This is a genomic window from Streptomyces tremellae (genome assembly GCF_039540215.1).
In the GTDB taxonomy this organism is placed as follows: domain Bacteria; phylum Actinomycetota; class Actinomycetes; order Streptomycetales; family Streptomycetaceae; genus Streptomyces; species Streptomyces tremellae.
Genome location: NZ_BAABEP010000018.1, coordinates 11,460 through 30,081, shown reverse-complemented (window position 1 = coordinate 30,081; position 18,622 = coordinate 11,460). Strand labels below are relative to the sequence as shown.

The window sequence follows — 18,622 nt, the reverse complement described above, 5'->3', positions numbered from 1 at the left end:
GTGAGAGCAGCGTCACTCCCTCGCCGTACAACCCGCGCCGGTCCCGCCCCGCGCACGGAAGGACGGGGTCTCAGGAGGCGGACGGGCTCGCCGCGGGCAGCGGGGCGTCGGGGTCCGCCTTCACTCCGGGGTCGCAGCCGTAGGCGCGCGGCGGGTCCTGCTCGCCCGGCCCGGCGAGCAGGACCCGTGCCGCGCCGCCCGCGGTGGCACCGCCGTCCGTGTCGTTCTCCGCGAGGGTGCACACGACCTGGGCGAGCGCCGTGGCCGGCAGGCCGTCGGGCCCGGCGGAGAGCCGCAGCGTGCCCGCGGGATCGCCCGCCCGGCCCGCCGTGACCAGCAGTCGCGCGTCCACGGACGTGCTGAACCCGGCCCGGCGCTCGTCCGCGGACGGCCTCGCCGCCAACGCGTCGAGCAGGGCCTGCGCGAACGGCACGCGTTCCTCGGACGTGCCGGGGGAACGGTCGGACAGCGGCACCGCGCGCTCCACGGGGACGAGCCCCGACGCGCACACCAGGTAGACCCGCACCGGCACGCTGCCCGGGTCTGACCGGGTGACCACGCCCTTGCCGCCCGCCTCGCAGGGCGACCTGGACGGGGCGGCGCCCGCGTCGACCGGCACGGACGTGGTGCGCACACCGCACGCCGCGAGCAGCGCCGCGCACAGGGCGGCGCAGGCGAGCGCCGCCGTGCGGCGCCCGCGGGGGCCTCGGGCGCCGCTCACCGCTCCCGGTCCCCGTCCGTACCGCCGTCGTCCTCGCCTCCCAAGGCCCCGCCGGGCCCTGCGGAACCGGCGCGCGCCTCCCCGGCGGGCCCGGTGCCGCGGCCCTCGCCCCCGCCGGGCTCCTCGCCCTCGTCGGGGTCCTGCCGCGCTGATCCGTCGCGACCCCGGGGCCCGGACCCGTCGCGGTCCTGTTCCCCGGTCGCGCGCGGGCCGCCGCGCGGCAGCCTGAGCACGAACATGGCGCCGTCGCCGTCCGGCACGTTGGACGCGGTGATGGTGCCGCCGTGGATGTGCGCGTTCTCCATGGCGATGGAGAGGCCGAGGCCGCTGCCGTCCGAGCGCGGCCGGGAGGCGGACGCCTTGTAGAACCGGTCGAAGACGTGCGGCAGCACCTCTTCCGGGATGCCGGGGCCGTGGTCGCGCACGGCGATCACCAGGTCCTCGCCGTCCCCGGCCGCCCGCTCGGTGCGCACCGAGACCCGCACGCCCGCGCCGCCGTGCTTGAGGGCGTTGCCGATGAGGTTCGCCAGGATCACGTCGAGCCTGCGCGGATCGAGCCGGGCCACGATGCCGCGCTCCGCGTCGAGTTCGACGGCGTCGAGCCAGGCGCGCGCGTCGAGGCAGGCGGTGACCTGGTCGGCGACGTCCACGTCGTCCAGCACCAGCCGGGCGGTGCCCGCGTCGAAGCGGGTCACCTCCATCAGGTTCTCCACCAGGTCGCCGAGCCTGCGGGTCTCGCTGACCACCAGCGTCACGGCGGGCGCGATCATCGGGTCGAGGCTGTCGGCCTCCTCTTCGAGCACCTCGGTCACCGCGGTCAACGCGGTGAGCGGCGTGCGCAGTTCGTGGGACATGTCGGCGACGAAGCGGCGGCTCGACTCCTCCCGCGCGCTCATGTCCTCGACCTTCTTCTGCAGCGAGGCGGCGGCGTTGTTGAACGTCCGTGAAAGATCGGCGAGTTCGTCGGTGCCGGTGACGCGCAGCCGCGTCTCGAACCTGCCCTCGCCGAGCCTGCGCGCCGCCTCGCCGAGCCGCTGCACGGGCTTGAGTACCGTACGGGCCGCGACCTGGGCGATCAGCGCGGCGCCCACCAGCGCGATCACCGCGGCGATCCCCAGCGACCAGGCGAGCGAGTCGAGGTCGGCGCGCTCCTGCGCCAGCGACTTGAACAGGTAGCCGGTCAGGTCGCCGCCTTCGATATGCGCGCCGCCGACCAGGTAGGGCGTGCCGTCACGGTCGACGCGCTGCCAGAACAGGTGGTACGGGTACTTGTTGGCGGCCGAGACCCGCTGCTTCTCACCCACCGCGGAGCGCAGCCGGGCCGGCACGTCGGAGAGGGTGAAGGCGCCCGGATCAGAGGCGCCGCTGAGCGGGCGGCCGTCCTTGCCCGTGGCCGTGAGCAGCACGTCGTACGCGGTACCGTCGGCCGCCATCTGCCGTGCCGCATCCCGCAGTTCGGTCGCGCTCGGCCGGGCGGGCAGGTCGGCCGCGCGGCTCTGCATCTGCTGGCGGAAGTCGCCCAGCGTGGCGTCCTGCGTGCGGGTCAGCACCGCCTCGCGGTTGATCCAGTACGCGATGCCGGAGGCGGAGACCGCGGCGGTCAGCGCGACCGCGCCGAAGACCAGCGCGAGGCGCAGCCGCAGGCTGCCCCAGCGCAGGCCGAGGCGGCCGAAGGGGCGCCGCCCCGCCGGTTCTTCCGCGGCCCCGCGCTCCGTGCGCTCCCGGTCCGTGTGCCCCCGGTCCGTGCGCTGTGCGCCCTCGCGGGCGTCGTCGTCCCTCACCTGCCGTGCCCGGGCCTCACGCGGGGGCGTCCAACCGGTATCCGACACCGCGCACGGTGCGGATCAGGGTCGGTGACCCCGGTACGTCCTCGACCTTGGCGCGCAGCCGCTGCACGCAGGCGTCCACGAGCCGCGAGTCGCCGAGGTAGTCGTGCTCCCACACCAGCCTGAGCAACTGCTGCCTCGACAGGGCCTGTCCGGGCCGCCTGCTCAGTTCGAGCAGCAGCCGCAGCTCGGTCGGGGTGAGCTGGAGGTCCTCGCCGTTCTTGGTGACGGTCATCGCGGAGCGGTCGATGACGAGGCTGCCGAACGTCGCGGAGTCGGTGGCCTCGCGCTCGCCGCGGCGCAGCACGGCGCGGATGCGGGCGTCGAGCACCCGGCCCTGCACGGGCTTGACGACGTAGTCGTCGGCGCCCGACTCCAGGCCGACGACCACGTCGATGTCGTCGCTGCGCGCGGTGAGCAGGATGATCGGCAGCTGGTCCGTGCGCCGGATGCGCCTGCACACCTCGAAACCGTCGATGCCGGGCAGCATCACGTCCAGCACGATCAGGTCGGGCCGCTGCTCCTTGAGCAGTTTCAGGCCGTCCTCTCCCGTCGCCGCGGTGGCCACCCGGTGGCCCTGGCGTGACAGCGAGAGTTCGAGAGCCGTGCGGATGGCGTCGTCGTCCTCGATCAGCAACAGGAAAGGCACGAGGGTCATTCTGAACCATGCGGGCGTCCCAGTTCGACCGTCCCGCGTGCGAAGCCCCGGGGGCCCGCGGCATACGGCCGGTTCGGCACGTTTCCGCCGCCGTGCGCCGCACGCCACGAGGGCGCGTCGTCCCCTGTGACAGCTCTGTGACACTCGCAGGACAGCGCGATGAAGTGGGTTCGGCAAGCTCGTCGGCGCAAGGGAAACGAGGCTCCGACCGAGGGAGGCGCGCGATGGACGCACTGCACGAGACGGCTGCGGGCGCGGTCGTCACGCGTCTGCACGACCTGGGGGCCACGGAGAAGCCGGGTGGTGTGGGCGGACGGGGGTGCGTGCGCGCCGCCGGGCGCCCGTACAAGCCGTCACACCGGGCGGCGGTGGGGCACGACGCCGACTCCGTCTCCGTGTTCACGGGGGGCACGGGGACGGTTCCCGCTCCGTACGGGAGGCCCGCGGAGGCCGGGGGGCGTCCGCGGGAGTCCGCCGTACGCGCCCAGGCCGGCCGCGCCGAGGCCGTCGCCGTGCTGGCGGGGGGCACGGACCGTGCGGACCTGAAGCGCACGGACACGGCCCGCGCGGGCGGCGCGGACGACGCGGCGTTCACCGCGTACGTCAGGGAGCGGCGGGCCTCCCTGTACGCGGCGGCCTACCACCTGACCGGCGACCGGTACGAGGCGGAGGACCTGCTCCAGAGCGCGCTGTTCTCCACCTACCGCGCCTGGGACCGGATCAGCGACAAGGCCGCGCTCGGCGGCTACCTGCGCAGGACGATGACCAACCTGCACATCAGCGCGTGGCGCAGGCGCAAGCTCAGCGAGTACCCGACGGAGGAGCTGCCGGAGACGGCGGCGGGTACGGACGCGATGAGCGGCACCGAACTGCGCGCGGTGCTCTGGCAGGCGCTGGCGCGACTGCCGGAGACCCAGCGCACCATGCTGGTGCTGCGGTACTACGAGGGCCGCACCGACCCGGAGATCGCCGACATCCTCGGCATCAGCGTCGGCACGGTGAAGTCGAGCATCTGGCGTTGCCTGCGCCGCCTGCGCGACGACGAGGCCCTCAGCCAGGGCCGCGACCACGAGGAGTCCTTCGGCGAACTGGTCGCCTGACCGACACGCCAGAAGGCACGGGGGCCCGAATAAACGGGGACCGGGGGAACGCGGCGCCGTCGTGGGGGCGGCACCGCACTCGGAAACGGGCCGGACCGGCCACCGAGGGGGGCGGGGGCCACGGGGGACCCCGCAGGGAAAGAACACGGAGCCGGACAGGCCAGGGGGTCCTGTCCGGCTCCGCCCGTGCGCACCCGGCCACGGCGGCGTCAGGGCGCGGTGAGGAGGTTTCTCCGGGAGAGGAGGAACCGTTTGAAGGCGGCCACGGGGGGTGTGTCGTGGTGGCCTTCGAGCCAGGCGACGCCGATCTCGCGGGCGGCGCGTGGCGCGGTGACCGTCAGTTCCACGACGCCGGGGCGCGCGAAGGCCGGCGGGGGCAGCAGCGCGACGCCGAGGCCCGCGGCGACCAGGCCTCGCAGGGTCTCGGCCTCCTCGCCCTCGAAGGCGACGCGCGGCCGGAAGCCGGCCCGCGCGCACAGGTCGTCGGTGATGCGGCGCAGCCCGAAGCCCGGCTCCAGGGTCACGAACTCCTCGTCGGCGGCCTCCGCGAGCCGTACGCGCCTGCGGCGGGCGAGCCGGTGGTCCTCGGGCACGACGAGACGCAGCCGCTGCTCGTCGAGCCTGCGGGCGACAAGGCCGGGCTCGTCGGGCACGGGCGAGGTGAGGCAGAGGTCGAGTTCGCCCGCGCGCAGCCGCTCAAGCATCGCCTCGCCGTAGGTCTGGACGAGCTGGAACCTGATGCGCGGGTGGTCGGCGCGGAACGCGCGCAGCAGGCCGGGCACGGTCTCCGAGCCCATGGTGTGCAGGAAGCCGAAGGCGACCTTGCCCGAGGCGGGGTCCGCGTCGGCCCGTACGGACTCGGCGGCGCGCTCGACGTCGGCGAGCGCGGCCTCCACCGCGGTGAGGAACGAACGGCCCGCGCGGGTCAGCGCCACGGTGCGGCCCCTGCGGTCGAAGAGGGGCACGCCCAGGTCGCGTTCGAGCCGGACGACGGCGCGGGACAGGGTGGACTGCGGGACGCCGGCGTCGAGTGCGGCCCTCGTGACGTGTTCGTGCCGGGCGACCAGTGCGAAGTGGGCGAGCCGCGGGGCGAGGACGCGGGCCAGGCCGGGGGCGTACGGGGCGGGCGCTGCGCGCGGGCCGGTGCGGTTCTCGTCACTTCCGGGTGTGGTCCACCGCTCGGACCTCGGTTCATGCACCATGGGAACGATTGTCGCCGACTGATGCATTGGACGCATCAGGCGGGGTGTTCGTACGGTCGTGGCATGGCCACCGTCAGTACGACGGCGCCCTCGGCGCCCGCACTCCTGTCCCCCGGCCGCCCCGGTTACCGGCGGCTGAGCCTGGCGCTGTTCGTCGCGGGGATCGCGACGTTCGGGCTGCTGTACTCGACGCAGGCGCTGCTGCCCGCGATCTCCGACGGACTGCGCGTCTCCCCCGCGGACGCGAGCTGGACGGTCGCCGCGGCGACCGGCGGGCTCGCCGTGGCGGTCGTGCCGCTGAGCGCGCTCTCCGAGCGGTTCGGGCGGCGCTCGATGATGACCGCGTCGCTCGTGGTGGCGGTCGCGGTGGGGCTCGCGGTGCCGTTCGCGCCGAACCTCGCGCTTCTCGTCGTGCTGCGCGCCGTGCAGGGCGCGGCGCTTGCCGGGCTGCCCGCCTCCGCGATGGCGTTCCTCGCCGAGGAGGTGGAAGGGCGCGCGCTGGTGTCGGCGATCGGCCTGTTCGTCGCGGGCAACAGCATCGGCGGCATGAGCGGCCGGATCTTCACCGGCTGGATCTCCCAGGCCTGGGGGTGGCGCGCGGCGCTGCTCGCGGTCGGTGTCGCCGCCGTGGCCTGCGCGCTGGTGTTCCGGGTGATGGTGCCCGCCGCGCACCACTTCACCCCGCGCCCGCTGTCGCCGCGTGCCTTCGCCCGCACCGTGGGCGGGCACCTCGCCGACCCGCTGCTGCTGCGCCTGTACGGGATCGGCGCGCTGTTCATGGTCGTCTTCGGCGGCGTCTACACGGTGATCGGCTACCGGCTGACAGGCGCGCCGTTCAGCCTGCCGCAGGGCATCGCGGGGTCGGTGTTCGTGGTGTACCTGATCGGCACGTTCGCCTCGGCGTCCTCCGGCCGGGTGGTGGCGGTGCTGGGCCGGCGCGGCGCGCTGTACGCGGCGCTGTCCACCACGGCCGCCGGGCTGCTGGTGACGCTGGTGGACTCGCTCGCCGCGGTCGTCGCGGGCCTCGTGCTCATCACGGCCGGCTTCTTCACGGGCCACGCGGTGGCGTCCTCCTCGGTGAGCCGCACGGCGACGCACGGGCGGGCGCAGGCGTCCGCGCTGTACCAGGCGGCGTACTACCTGGGCAGCAGCGCGGGCGGCGCGGCCGGCGCCGCCGCCTTCCACTCGGCCGGGTGGGCCGCGACGGTCGCCATGGGCCTGGTCGCGATGGCGGGCGTCGCGGGCCTGACGCTGTACGGCACCGCCGCGGCCCGCCGCGCCGCCCGGCACGCGGGGGCCGCGGGGGCGCCGGGCCGCTGAGGCGGCTCTCCTGCCCGCGAGGTCTGCGCTTCCGGCGCGGTGCGCGATTGTCAGTGGGCTGCGGTAGCTTCCGAAGGCAGAGGCACCGACCGGGTGCCACGGGGCCGGCGGGGTGCCCCATGCCGGAGACGGTGACGACGCGGGGCCTGGACGAGCGGCTTGAGCGGCACCGCAGGGAGCTGACCGGCTACTGCTACCGCATGCGCGGCTCACCGTTCGAGGCCGGGGACGCGGTGCAGAACACGATGGTGCGGGCCTGGCGCGGCCTCGGGCGCTTCGAGGGCAGGTCGTCGCTCGCTGGGTGCGGGCCTTCGAGGCGTACGACATGGAGGCGCTGACGGCGCTGCCGCGCGAGGACGCCACGCTCTCCACGCCCCTGTACGACCTGTGGCTGCGCGGCCACGCGGACATCGTGGGCTGGTTCCAGGGCGTGGGCTCGGTCTGCCGCGGCTCCCGCCCGCTCCCCCTCACGGCGAACGGCACCCCCGCCTTCGCCCACTACCACGCGGCCGACGACGGCGCGGGACACACCACGTGGGCCCTGATGCTCCTGGAGATCGAGTCGGGGCGCGTCACCGCCATCACCGCCTTCCTCGACACCCCTCGCCTCTTCTCCCTCTTCGACCTCCCCCTACGCCTCCCTGCCCGCTGAAGGCGCCACCGTCAGGGGACGGGGAAGGCGGAGGTGTCGATGTCGCAGTCGAACGGCTCCGGCAGTGTCAGCCTCTCCCCGAACTCACCGGTGAGGAGGGTGCGGTACGTGCCGTCCTCGGGCTCCCCGTAGAGCGTGAAGGTCGGCCGCGCCGAGTGCCAGGAGTCGAGCAGCAGGTAGAGCGGCACCCCGGCGGCCGCGTAGCCGCGGACCTTCGCGACGCGGTCGTGGTTGGCGTTGGCCTCGGAGGTGATCTCCACGACGAGTTCGGCGCGGTCGGCGGGGATGGAGCTCCGGCGGCCCGCCAAGTCGGCCCTGTCCATCACGACGAGATCAGGGATGTAGAGCCCCTTCTTCGACGGCACCGTCAGGCCCTGGGTCTGATACACCCCCCAGTCCTTCGGCTTTACCGCGTACAGGACTTCCTGGACGAGGTCGGCAATCAGGTTGTGGTCGCTGGACGGCGGTGGTGCCACGGTGACGATTCCCTCGATGATCTCCACCTTGCAGCCCTCAGGTGCGTCCGTGCTCTCCCAGAGCCGGACGGTGTCGCCCCAGCCCTGCCCGGTCAGGGCGTAGGGCTCGGCAGCGAGTGCGCTCATGGCGGTCTCCTTGTCGGTCATCACCCATCCCAGCATGCCGAAGAGGAACGGCACGGGTCTACCGGCACCGTTCACCCGTGCGTGTCATGGGCATATGCCTGTGGCTGAGCTTCGCAGCTCCACGCCGCTCAGGCGATGCGTTCCAGGACGACCGGGCCGCGCTCGTACGGAGTGCCAGGGGCGGCCACGTCGTACGCGGTGGCCAGGGCCTGCGCGGCGTAGGCGAAGCGGTCGGGGGTGTCGGTGTGGAGGGTGAGGAGGGGCTGCCCCTCGGTGACGGGATCGCCCGGCTTGGCGTGGAGTTCGACGCCGGCGCCCGCCTGGACGGGGTCCTCCTTGCGGGCGCGGCCCGCGCCGAGGCGCCAGGCGGCGACGCCGACGTCGTACGCGTCGAGCCGGGTCAGAACGCCGGTGGCGGGCGCGGTGACGACGTGCTGTTCGCGGGCGGCGGGCAGGGGCGCGTCCGGGTCGCCGCCCTGCGCGGCGATCATGCGACGCCACACGTCCATCGCGGCGCCGCCCGCCAGCGCCTTCTCCGGGTCGGCGTCCGGCAGGCCCGCCGCGTCGAGCATCTCGCGGGCGAGTGCGAGCGTCAGCTCGACCACGTCGGCGGGGCCGCCGCCCGCGAGGACCTCGACGGACTCGCGCACTTCGAGCGCGTTGCCCGCGGTCAGGCCGAGCGGGGTGGCCATGTCGGTGAGCAGGGCGACGGTCCTTACGCCGTGGTCGGTGCCGAGGCCGACCATGGTCGACGCGAGTTCGCGGGCGTCCTGGACCGTCTTCATGAAGGCGCCCGAGCCGACCTTCACGTCGAGGACGAGGGAGCCCGTGCCCTCGGCGATCTTCTTGGACATGATCGAGGAGGCGATCAGCGGGATGGCCTCGACGGTGCCGGTGACGTCGCGCAGCGCGTAGAGCTTCTTGTCGGCGGGGGCGAGCCCGTCGCCCGCGGCGCAGACGACCGCGCCCGTCGTGTCGAGGACGCGCAGCATCTCCTCGGTGCTGAGCGAGGCGCGCCAGCCGGGCACGGACTCCAGCTTGTCGAGGGTGCCGCCGGTGTGGCCGAGGCCCCGGCCGCTGAGCTGCGGGACGGCCGCGCCGCAGGCGGCGACGAGCGGTGCGAGCGGCAGGGTGATCTTGTCGCCGACGCCGCCCGTGGAGTGCTTGTCCGCGGTGGGGCGGGCGAGCCCGGAGAAGTCCATGCGCTCGCCGGAAGCGATCATCGCGGCCGTCCAGCGTGCGATCTCGGCCCGGTTCATGCCGTTGAGCAGGATCGCCATCGCCAGCGCGGACATCTGCTCGTCCGCGACCGCGCCGCGCGTGTACGCGTCGATCACCCAGTCGATCTGTTCCGGGGTCAGCTCGCCCTTGTCGCGCTTGGTGCGGATCACGGAGATGACGTCCATGTCACTCATTTCTGGTTCGGGTCCTTCGGGTTCTTCGCGGTGTTCGTGTCTTTCGAAGAGTCGTCGTCCCGCGCCCGGCCTCCGCCCTGTTCCGCGAGGTGCCCGGGGCCGAAGGCCTGCGGCAGCATCTCGTCGAGGGTGCGGAGCCCGTCCGGGGTGTCGAGGACGAGCGCGGGCCCGCCGAACTCGTACAGCAGCTGGCGGCACCTGCCGCACGGCACCAGCACATCACCGGTGCCGTCGACGCAGGTGAAGTGCGTGAGGCGGCCGCCGCCCGAGAGCTGGAGCGCGGAGACGAGGCCGCACTCGGCGCACAGCCCGACGCCGTACGAGGCGTTCTCGACGTTGCAGCCGGTGACCGTGCGGCCGTCGTCGACCAGCGCCGCCGCGCCGACCGGGTAGCGCGAGTAGGGCGCGTACGCGTGCGACATCGCCGCGCGCGCGGCCGCCCGCAGCGCCGCCCAGTCGGGCGCGGCGGGCGGCGTCACGACCCCTGGCCCTTGCGGTACCTGAGGCCGTCCGCCTTCGGCATCCGCAGGCGCTGCGCCGACAGGGAGAGGACCAGCAGGGTCACCACGTACGGCGTCGCGCCGACGAAGTCGTCGGGCACCGAGTCCGTCAGGAGGTACCACACCAGGATCAGCGCGGCCATGGCCCCGCTCGCGATCGCCTGGACCGCCGCCTTCTTGTACGCCTTCCATGCGCCCAGCAGTACCAGCAGCACCACCAGCAGCAGAAGCAGCGCGTGCACGGTGTCGCCGCCGTTGCGCAGCTGGAGCGCGTCGGAGAAGCCGAACAGGCCCGCGCCCATGGCGAGCCCGCCAGGACGCCAGTTGCCGAAGATCATCGCCGCGAGGCCGATGTAGCCGCGCCCGCCGGTCTGGCCCTCCAGGTAGAAGTGCGAGGAGACCATGGCGAGGAACGCGCCGCCGAACCCGGCGAGCCCGCCGGAGATCGCCACGCCGATGTACTTGTACGAGTAGACGTTGACGCCGAGCGACTCGGCGGCGACCGGGTTCTCGCCCACGGACCGCAGCCGCAGCCCGAAGGAGGTGCGCCAGAGCACCAGCCAGGTCGCGACGAACAGCGCGGCGGCGAGGATCGTCAGCACCGACAGGTTGGTGAAGATCCCACCGACGATGCCCGCGAGGTCGGAGACGAGGAACCAGTGGTGGCCCGCCACGGAGTTGAGCCCGCTGGAGACGCCCGGCACGGTGAACTGCGGCAGTGAGTCGACGGGCGGCGACTGCTTGGGATTGCCACCCTTGTCGAGGGCGCTTCCGTGGTTGAAGAACAGCTTCGCGAGGTACTGCGTGACGCCCTGCGCGAGCAGGGTGATGGCGACGCCGGAGACGATGTGGTCGACGCCGAAGGTGACGGTGACGACGGCGTGCAGCAGCCCGCCGAGCACGCCGAACGCGACCCCCGCGAGCAGCCCGAGCCAGGGGCTCGACTGCCAGCCGATCCAGCCCGCGCCGAAGGTGCCGAGGATCATCATGCCTTCGAGGCCGATGTTGACGATGCCCGCGCGCTCGGACCACAGGCCCGCGAGTCCGGCCATGCCGATGGGCACGGCGAGGCCGAGCGCCGCGGCGATCTGGCCCTCGGAGTCCAGTTGCTGCGCGCCGGTGAGGATGCGCACGGCCGAGACGAGGACGAGCGCGCACACGACGATCAGCAGGATCTTCCCCGGGGAGAGCCTGCCGCGGCCCGCCCGGGGGCTGCCGGGGGCCTTGGGCGCGGCGGGCGGCGGGGTGGTGGCGGTGGTCGTGGCGGTCATCGCGCCACCTCCAGCTTCTCGTCGGTGGCTGCGGCCGCCTGGGCGGCGAGTTCGGCTCCGACGCGCTGCTGCTGGCGGCGCAGGCCGAAGCGGCGCACGAGTTCGTAGGCGATGACGACGCACAGGACGATCACGCCCTGGATGACGCCGAGGATCTCCTTGTCGTAGCCGATGAGTTCGAGGTGTCCCGTGGTGCGTTCCAGGTAGCCCCACAGCAGCGAGGCGATGGCGATGCCGACGGGGTTGTTGCGGCCGAGCAGGGCGATGGCGATGCCGGTGAAGCCGACGCCGAGCGGGAAGTCGTTGCTGAAGGCGTGGCTGTCGTTGAGCAGGGTCGGCATGCCGACGAGGCCCGCGACGGCGCCGGAGATGACCATGCTGGTGACGACCATCTTCTTGACGCCGACGCCGCTGGCCTCGGCCGCGCTCTCGGACTGGCCGACCGTGCGCAGGTCGAAGCCGAAGCGGGTGCGGCCGAGCACGAACCAGTAGGCGACGCCGACCAGCGCGGCGATCACGATGAAGCCCCACAGGTCGCCTGCGGGGCCCGCGTGGAAGGTGAAGAACCACGCGGCCTTCGGCAGGTTCCTGGTCGACACGAGCGTGCCGGCGTCGTCCAGCTGCCCGAGCTTGCCGGGTTGCAGGAGGTACGCGATGACGGCGGTCGCGATCGAGTTGAGCATGATCGTGGAGATGACCTCGCTGACCCCGCGCGAGGTCTTGAGGATGCCGGCGATGCCCGACCACATGGCGCCGACGACCATCGCGACCAGGATGATCACGATGATCTGGAGGGGCCCCGGCAGGTGCAGGGCGCCGCCGACGACCGCGGCGAAGAAGGCCGCGATGCGGTACTGGCCGTCGACGCCGATGTTGAAGAGGTTCATCCGGAAGCCGACGGCGACGGCCACGCCCGCGAGGTAGTACGTGGTCGCCTTGTTCAGGATGTAGATCTGGCTGTCGCTCGCCGAGCCGTACGACAGCATGTCGTTGAACGCCTCGAACGGGTTCTTGCCGGTGGCGAGGATGACCAGCGCGGTCACCACGAGGGCCGCGACGACGGCGAGCACGGGGGCCGCGAGCGCGAGGAGCAGCCGCTCCTTGTCGATGCGGGCGGTCAGCTTGTTCATGCGTCCTCGCCGCCTTCCGGTGCGGCCTGGGCCGCGGCGCCGCGCGTCTCGGCGCCGCGCGTCTCGGCGCCGGGGGCCGGGGTGCCGGGGGCTGACCGATCAGCGCGGTTCTCGTGGTTCTCGTGGTTCTCGTGGTCGAGGTGGCCGCTTGCGGCGCCGGTCATCGCGGAGCCCAGCTCCTCCGGGGTGATGGTGGCCGGGTCGGCGTCGGCGACCAGTCGGCCGCGGTACATCACCCGGAGTGTGTCGGACAGGCCGATCAGCTCGTCGAGGTCGGCGGAGATCAGCAGCACCGCCAGCCCCTCGCGGCGCGCCTGTCTGATCTGGTCCCAGATCTGGGCCTGCGCGCCGACGTCGACGCCGCGGGTGGGGTGCGCGGCGATCAGCAGCTTGGGGTGGTGGCTCATCTCGCGGCCGACGATCAGCTTCTGCTGGTTGCCGCCGGACAGGGACGCCGCGGTGACGTCGATGCCGGGCGTGCGGACGTCGTACTCCTGGACGATCCGCTCGGTGTCGAGCCGGGCTGCGCGGCCGTCGAGCAGGCCGCGGCGCGAGTTGGGGGTCTCGGTGACGTGGCCGAGGATGCGGTTCTCCCACAGGGGCGCTTCGAGCAGCAGCCCGTGCCGGTGGCGGTCCTCGGGGATGTAGCCGATGCCGCTCTCGCGGCGCCTGCGGGTCGGGACGGTGGAGATGTCCTCGCCGGCGAGGACGACCGTGCCGGAGTCCGGGGTGCGCATCCCCATGACAGTCTCGACCAGTTCTGCCTGGCCGTTGCCCTCGACGCCGGCTATGCCGAGCACCTCGCCCTGGTGGATCGTGAAGTCGATGCCGCCGAGCACCTCGCGTACCACGCCGTCGGAGTCGGTGGCGGTCAGCCGCAGCCCGCTGACGCGCAGGGCGGGCACGTCGGTGACGGTGGACTCGCGGGTCTCGGGCGAGGGCAGTTCGCTGCCGACCATCAGCTCGGCGAGCTGCCGCGAGGTGGTCGTACGGGGGTCGGCCGTGCCGACGGTGGTGCCGCGGCGGATCACGGTGATCTCGTCGGCGACGGAGAGCACCTCGCCGAGCTTGTGCGAGATGAAGATGACGGTGAGTCCCTCGGACGTGAGTCCGCGCAGGTTGTCGAAGAGGGCGTCGACCTCCTGCGGCACGAGGACGGCGGTGGGCTCGTCCAGGATGAGCGTGCGGGCGCCGCGGTAGAGGACCTTGAGGATCTCGACCCGCTGCCGGTCGGCGACGCCGAGTTCCTCGACGAGGGCGTCGGGGCGCACGCCCAGGCCGTACGCGTCGGAGATCTCCCGGATCCTGGCGCGGGCGCGGGCGCGGATGCCGTACAGCTTCTCGCTGCCGAGGACGACGTTCTCCAGCACGGTGAGGTTGTCCGCGAGCATGAAGTGCTGGTGGACCATGCCGATGCCGCGGGCGATGGCGTCCGCGGGGCCGGCGAAGGAGACATCGGTGCCGTCGATCGTGATGGTGCCCTCGTCCGGCTTCTGCATGCCGTAGAGGATCTTCATCAGGGTGGACTTGCCGGCGCCGTTCTCGCCGCAGAGGGCGTGGACGGTGCCCCTGCGGACGGTGATGTCGATGTCGCTGTTGGCGACGACGCCGGGGAACCGCTTGGTGATGCCGCGCAGGCGGACCGCGGGGGCCCCGGTCTCGGCAGGGGTGCCGGGCGGGCCTTGGGGAGTGGGAGGGCTTGACGCGTTGATGGCGCACTCTCCTCGGAGGTAAGGAGGGGTGGGGCGGGGGTGCGTGTCGGTGACGCCCTCAGCCTACGGCCGGGGGTGCCCATAGGGCGCCAACTCCCCACTACGCGCGTAGAGTTGACACTTCGTCATGGCTGTGGCCGCGGCCCGGCGGAGATCCGGCGGGCATGGCGCGGGCCCGGTGAGGGGGTACGGGACGCCCTCTCCGGGCCCGCGGTGGCGCGGGCCGTCCCAGAGGCGGGGCCGCGCGCCGGGTTCAACGGGTCACGGGGTGGTCTTGACCTTGACCTTGCCGTCGACGATCTTCTGCTTGGCGGCGTCGATCTTCGCTTGGATGTCCTTGAGGTAGCCGCCGCTGGCGGTCAGCGAGACGCCGTTCTCGGCGAGCGAGTACGTGTTGGTGCCGGTCAGCGGCTTCTTGTCGTGGATCGACTTCACCAGGTCGTAGACACCGACATCGACGTTCTTCACGACCGAGGTCAGGATCGACGTCTTGTACTGCGCGAGCGACGCCTGCTGGTACTGGTCGGAGTCGACACCGATCGCCCAGGCGCCCTTCTTGCCGTGGACGGCCTCGATCGAGCCGGAGCCGGAGGAGCCGGCCGCAGCGAAGATGACGTCCGCGCCCTTGTCGAGCATGCCCTGCGCCGCCGCCTGGCCCTTGTCGGGGCTGGCGAACCCGGAGGTGTCGGAGCCGTGCGAGAGGTACTGCACGTCCACCTTGATCTTCGGGTTGGTGTCGTGGACGCCCTGCTCGTAGCCGGCCTGGAACTTCTTGATCAGCGGGACGTCCACACCGCCGATGAAGCCGACCTGGTCCGTCTTGGTCTTGAGCGCCGCGGCGACACCGCCGAGGTAGGAGCTCTGCTCCTCGGTGAAGACGATGCTGTCGACGTTCTTCGCGTCGACGGAGGAGTCCACGATGCCGAAGGTGGTGTCCGGGTACTTCTGCGCCGCCTGCTTCATCGAGTTGGCGTAGGCGTAGCCGATGCCGACGACCGGGTTGTAGCCGGCCTCGGCGAGCTGCGAGAGGCGGTCGAGGCGGTCCGCCTCGGTGTCCGTCGTCTTCGCGGTCAGTTCCTTGACGGAGCCGCCGAACTCCTTCTTCGCCTTGTCGATGCCGCGCGCCGCGGAGTCGTTGAAGGAGTGGTCGCCGCGGCCGCCGACGTCGTACGCCACGCCGACCTTGACGCCGCCGGCCGCGCCCGTGCCGGACGACGAGGAGTCCGCCTGGGCCTTCTGTTCCGAGGTGCTGCCGCAAGCGGCGAGAGACAGCGCGAGCGCGGCGGAGGCTATCCCCGACGCGGCGACTTTGGTTACCCGGCGCAAGAGGGTGGTCCCTTCAAACTGACCGAAGCGCCTCTTCCGGCGCTGGTTTCGCGGCGATCGTAACGCGCGTAGATGTCAGATAAAGCCCCCTGTGGAAGCCGTTATCGGATCGTCGCGAACGCCAGGTGTCGGGCCCGGTCACAGCCGGTTGCCGTCGATCAACGCGGCGGCGGTGAAGAGTTCCACGCCGACCTCGATGGCCCGCTCGTCCACGTCGAAGTCGCCGCGGTGCAGGTCGTAGCGCGCCCCGTCGCCGGGCGGGCGCACCCCGAGGCGGGCCATGGCGCCCGGCACCTGCTCCAGGTACCAGGAGAAGTCCTCGCCGCCGAGGCTCTGCTCGGTGTCCTCCACGGCGTCGGCGCCACGGCGCGCGCTGTGCGCGGCGCGCAGCAGCTCCACCGCCGCTGCGTCGTTGACCACGGGCGGGACGCCGCGCACGTAGGTGACCTCGGTCTTCGCGTGGTGCAGCGCGGCGACCTCGTCGACCGCCGCGTGCACCAGGTCGGGCGCGTCGTGCCAGGCGGCGAGGTCGAGGCAGCGGACCGTGCCGGAGAGCTCGGCGTGCTGCGGGATGACGTTGGCCGCGTGGCCCGAGGCGATGCGGCCCCAGGTCACGGCGAGTCCGGCGCGCGCGTCGACACGGCGGGCGAGCAGCGCGGGCACCTCGGCGGCGACCTTGGCGACCGCGGTGACCAGGTCGGTGGTCAGGTGCGGGCGCGCGGTGTGGCCGCCGGGGCCGTCGAGCGCGATCTCCAGCCGGTCGCAGGCGGAGGTGATCGGACCGACCCGCAGCCCGATGCGGCCCGCGTCGACCTTCGGGTCGCAGTGGACGGCGAGGATCCGGCCGACGCCGTCGAGCACACCGGACTCGATCGCCTCGGGGGCACCGCCCGGCAGCACCTCCTCGGCGGGCTGGAAGATCAGCCGCACCGCGCCCGGCAGCAGGCCCTCGCGGTCCAGGTCGGCGAGGACGAGGCCGGCCCCGAGCACAGCGGTGGTGTGCACGTCGTGCCCGCAGGCGTGCGCCCGGTCGGGCACGGTCGAGCGGTACGGGACCCCGGTCTTGGTGTCGGGGATCGGCAGCGCGTCGATGTCGGCGCGCAGGGCGAGCATGGGGCGGGCGGGGTCGGGGGTGCCGATGTCGCACAGGAGACCCGTCCCCATGGAGAGGACGCGGGGGCGCAGACCGGCGGCTTCAAGACGCCGTCTGATCGCGGCGGTCGCCCGCACCTCCTGGTGCCCGAGCTCCGGGTGCATGTGCATGTCCCGGCGGAAGGCGATCAGCTCCGCGCGCAGCGCCTCCGGCAGCCCGCCCGGAAGTGCGACTTCGCCGGGGAGTTCGGCGTCGGGCTCGTGCGACATCGTCTGGCTCACCTGTTGAAGGGTAGGGCCCCCACACGATCCACCATGCCCGCTTGGGCAAAATTTCAGCCACAGGAGCGAACCGGGGGCGTGCCGGGGCGCATGGTCCGGGCCCGGGATGGGTAGAGCGACCGGTTCGCCGCCGTGCGCGCCCGCGTGCGGGCCGGGGCGTCCGTGCGGGCGACGCCCGGGGCGGCCCCGTGCGGGCCGGGGCGTCCGCGCCGGAGCCGTAACGGGCGACGAGGTCCGCGCCGGAGTGCGCGCCGACCGTCCGCATCGGAGCCGTACGCCCCTGGCGCCCGCAGGTTCACGCCGCCTGGAGGCCTGTCGGCCGGTCGGTCACGCCGACCCGGGCGAGCCAGGCAAGCAGGCCCTCCGCGTGCTCGCCCGCCCAGCCGACGTAGCCGTCCGGCCTGACGAGGAAGAGGCCCGTGCCGTAGGGCGCGTACGGCGCCGGGTGGTCGACGACGCGCACCGCGGCCGGCAGCTCCTCGGGCAGCGGCGCGTCCGTGGCCATGCGCAGCAGGGTGAAGTGGGGCCCGCGCAGGGCGTCGAAGAGGGTGGTGCCGTCGGCCAGCAGACCGTCCGGAGCACGGTCGCCCGCGACCAGCGCGCCCGCGGCTCCCGAGGCGAGGGGCCCGCCGCGGTAGTGCAGGCCGAGCTGGCGGGTGGCGGCGCCGCGCCGCTGCTCGCCGCGGTGGATACGGGTGGACAGGCCGAGCATCTCGGCGGCGAGCGGCCTGCGCTCCTGCTCGTACGTGTCGAGCAGCGCGTCGGGCGCGCCGTGGCGCAGGACCTGGCCGAGCTTCCAGCCGAGGTTGTAGGCGTCCTGGATGCTGGTGTTGAGGCCCTGGCCGCCCGCGGGCGAGTGCACGTGGGCGGCGTCGCCCGCGAGGAAGACGCGGCCCGCGCGGAAGCGGTCGGCGAGCGCGGCGCGCACCCGGAAGTCGGAGGCCCAGAGCACGTCGGTGACGTCGTCGGCGTCCAGGTGGGTGCGCTCGGCGATCAGGGCGCGCACCCCCTCGGGCGAGGTGTCGGGCACCGTGCCGGGCTCGTACGCGGCGGCGAGCTGGAAGTCGTCGGTGTGCGGGAGCGGGCAGAGCGCGGCGTACCTGCCGTCCTCCTCGCGGAAGACGTGCCAGTTGCGGCGGTCGAGGGAGGGCACCCGCACATCGGCGACGACCATCGGCGCGGGGTCCACGCTCTCGCCGCGCAGTGCGACGCCGAGCAGGGCCCGCACGGTGCTGCGGCCGCCGTCTGCGGCGACCGCGTACGCGGCGGTGATCCTCTCGCCGGTGGCGAGGGTGCAGGTGACGGTGTCCGCGCCCTGGTCGAGGCCGGTGAGCGCGGCACCGAAGTCGACGCGGCCGCCGAGCGCGGTGAACCGGTCGTGCAGGATCCGCGTGGTGCGGTACTGCGGGACGATCCACGGGATCGCGTACGGGGCGTCCTCGGTGGGCTCGACCTCGTCGAACATGCGGTACTCGCCCTGCCGCTCGCCGCCGGCCCAGACCATGTTCACCGGCGCGGGGCCGCCCGCGGCGAACATCCGCGCGACGACGCCGAGGTCGTCGAGGACTTCGAGGGTGCGCGGCTGCATGCCCTTGCCCCGGGAGCCGGGGAAGAGGCCGTCCGTGCGCTCCACGACCCGTACGGAGACGCCGCGGCGCAGCAGGTCGCAGCCGAGGGTGAGGCCGGTCGGGCCCGCGCCGACCACCAGGACGTCGACCATGGGACTCTCCTGCACCGCGGAACCCTCCTTAACGTCGTTAAGTTCCATGTCCGCGAGCATGCACTTAACGTTGTTAAGCTGTCAAGCGCTCCG

14 protein-coding genes and 2 pseudogenes are annotated in these 18,622 nt (G+C 73.2%); 3 read left to right on the top strand and 13 right to left on the bottom strand.

Annotated features, from left to right (window positions below; genetic code table 11):
• Positions 1-70 precede the first annotated feature (70 nt).
• From ABEA77_RS15190 to afsQ1, 3 genes are all read right to left on the bottom strand, one after another.
• Positions 71-721 carry a hypothetical protein gene (locus ABEA77_RS15190; RefSeq protein ID WP_345646766.1) on the bottom strand — a complete coding sequence of 217 codons (651 nt, stop codon included), beginning with the start codon at positions 719-721 and terminating at the stop codon, positions 71-73.
• Positions 718-2,379 (bottom strand): ATP-binding protein, encoded by a 1,662-nt coding sequence (locus ABEA77_RS15185; protein ID WP_345646992.1) that lies wholly within the window; start codon positions 2,377-2,379, stop codon positions 718-720. The genes ABEA77_RS15190 and ABEA77_RS15185 overlap by 4 nt, the downstream gene beginning before the upstream one ends.
• 139 nt (positions 2,380-2,518) lie before the next feature.
• Positions 2,519-3,196 (bottom strand): two-component system response regulator AfsQ1, encoded by a 678-nt coding sequence (afsQ1, locus tag ABEA77_RS15180; protein WP_345646763.1) that lies wholly within the window; start codon positions 3,194-3,196, stop codon positions 2,519-2,521.
• A gap of 233 nt (positions 3,197-3,429) precedes the next feature.
• On the opposite strand from afsQ1, the gene ABEA77_RS15175 reads away from it, so the two are divergent.
• On the top strand, positions 3,430-4,305 hold the full coding sequence (locus ABEA77_RS15175) for a SigE family RNA polymerase sigma factor (protein WP_345646760.1): 876 nt from the start codon (positions 3,430-3,432) through the stop codon (positions 4,303-4,305).
• Between the two features lie 209 nt (positions 4,306-4,514).
• On the opposite strand, the gene ABEA77_RS15170 is transcribed toward ABEA77_RS15175, so the two are convergent.
• Complete coding sequence (locus tag ABEA77_RS15170) at positions 4,515-5,507, bottom strand: LysR family transcriptional regulator (protein ID WP_345646758.1); 993 nt, start codon at positions 5,505-5,507, stop codon at positions 4,515-4,517.
• Between the two features lie 63 nt (positions 5,508-5,570).
• On the opposite strand from ABEA77_RS15170, the gene ABEA77_RS15165 reads away from it, so the two are divergent.
• Both ABEA77_RS15165 and ABEA77_RS15160 read left to right on the top strand, forming a co-directional pair.
• The gene (locus ABEA77_RS15165) at positions 5,571-6,827 is read left to right on the top strand and encodes an MFS transporter (protein WP_345646755.1); all 1,257 of its coding nucleotides are present in this window, start codon (positions 5,571-5,573) and stop codon (positions 6,825-6,827) included.
• Between the two features lie 119 nt (positions 6,828-6,946).
• Positions 6,947-7,479: pseudogene (locus tag ABEA77_RS15160) on the top strand (sigma factor).
• A gap of 11 nt (positions 7,480-7,490) precedes the next feature.
• Here ABEA77_RS15160 and ABEA77_RS15155 read toward each other — a convergent pair.
• From ABEA77_RS15155 to ABEA77_RS15115, 9 genes and pseudogenes are all read right to left on the bottom strand, one after another.
• Complete coding sequence (locus ABEA77_RS15155; protein ID WP_345646752.1) at positions 7,491-8,081, bottom strand: Uma2 family endonuclease; 591 nt, start codon at positions 8,079-8,081, stop codon at positions 7,491-7,493.
• Between the two features lie 128 nt (positions 8,082-8,209).
• Positions 8,210-9,487 carry a thymidine phosphorylase gene (locus ABEA77_RS15150; RefSeq protein WP_345646989.1) on the bottom strand — a complete coding sequence of 426 codons (1,278 nt, stop codon included), beginning with the start codon at positions 9,485-9,487 and terminating at the stop codon, positions 8,210-8,212.
• A gap of 95 nt (positions 9,488-9,582) precedes the next feature.
• Positions 9,583-9,975 (bottom strand): annotated as a pseudogene (locus ABEA77_RS15145) (cytidine deaminase); the annotation flags it as partial.
• Positions 9,972-11,267: an ABC transporter permease gene (locus tag ABEA77_RS15140; protein WP_345646749.1), complete on the bottom strand. Its 1,296-nt coding sequence runs from the start codon at positions 11,265-11,267 to the stop codon at positions 9,972-9,974. The gene ABEA77_RS15140 and the pseudogene ABEA77_RS15145, both read right to left, overlap by 4 nt.
• Entirely contained in the window at positions 11,264-12,397 is a 1,134-nt protein-coding gene (locus ABEA77_RS15135) for an ABC transporter permease (protein WP_345646746.1), read from the bottom strand. The genes ABEA77_RS15140 and ABEA77_RS15135 overlap by 4 nt, the downstream gene beginning before the upstream one ends.
• Entirely contained in the window at positions 12,394-14,109 is a 1,716-nt protein-coding gene (locus tag ABEA77_RS15130) for an ABC transporter ATP-binding protein (RefSeq protein WP_425588279.1), read from the bottom strand. Before ABEA77_RS15130 ends, ABEA77_RS15135 begins: the two co-directional genes overlap by 4 nt.
• 261 nt (positions 14,110-14,370) lie before the next feature.
• The gene (locus ABEA77_RS15125) at positions 14,371-15,435 is read right to left on the bottom strand and encodes a BMP family lipoprotein (RefSeq protein ID WP_345646743.1); all 1,065 of its coding nucleotides are present in this window, start codon (positions 15,433-15,435) and stop codon (positions 14,371-14,373) included.
• 138 nt (positions 15,436-15,573) lie between these two features.
• Complete coding sequence (locus ABEA77_RS15120) at positions 15,574-16,797, bottom strand: amidohydrolase (RefSeq protein ID WP_345646983.1); 1,224 nt, start codon at positions 16,795-16,797, stop codon at positions 15,574-15,576.
• Between the two features lie 307 nt (positions 16,798-17,104).
• On the bottom strand, positions 17,105-18,577 hold the full coding sequence (locus ABEA77_RS15115; protein WP_345646740.1) for an FAD-dependent monooxygenase: 1,473 nt from the start codon (positions 18,575-18,577) through the stop codon (positions 17,105-17,107).
• Between the last annotated feature and the right edge of the window lie 45 nt (positions 18,578-18,622).

Bases quoted from the DNA above. Each gene is read 5' to 3' on its own strand.
- ABEA77_RS15175 (WP_345646760.1), top strand. From the start codon at position 3,430: ATGGACGCACTGCACGAGACGGCTGCGGGCGCGGTCGTCACGCGTCTG.
- ABEA77_RS15170 (WP_345646758.1), bottom strand. From the start codon at position 5,507: ATGGTGCATGAACCGAGGTCCGAGCGGTGGACCACACCCGGAAGTGAC.
- ABEA77_RS15165 (WP_345646755.1), top strand. From the start codon at position 5,571: ATGGCCACCGTCAGTACGACGGCGCCCTCGGCGCCCGCACTCCTGTCC.
- ABEA77_RS15155 (WP_345646752.1), bottom strand. From the start codon at position 8,081: ATGAGCGCACTCGCTGCCGAGCCCTACGCCCTGACCGGGCAGGGCTGG.
- ABEA77_RS15150 (WP_345646989.1), bottom strand. From the start codon at position 9,487: ATGGACGTCATCTCCGTGATCCGCACCAAGCGCGACAAGGGCGAGCTG.
- ABEA77_RS15140 (WP_345646749.1), bottom strand. From the start codon at position 11,267: ATGACCGCCACGACCACCGCCACCACCCCGCCGCCCGCCGCGCCCAAG.
- ABEA77_RS15135 (WP_345646746.1), bottom strand. From the start codon at position 12,397: ATGAACAAGCTGACCGCCCGCATCGACAAGGAGCGGCTGCTCCTCGCG.
- ABEA77_RS15120 (WP_345646983.1), bottom strand. From the start codon at position 16,797: ATGTCGCACGAGCCCGACGCCGAACTCCCCGGCGAAGTCGCACTTCCG.
- ABEA77_RS15115 (WP_345646740.1), bottom strand. From the start codon at position 18,577: ATGGAACTTAACGACGTTAAGGAGGGTTCCGCGGTGCAGGAGAGTCCC.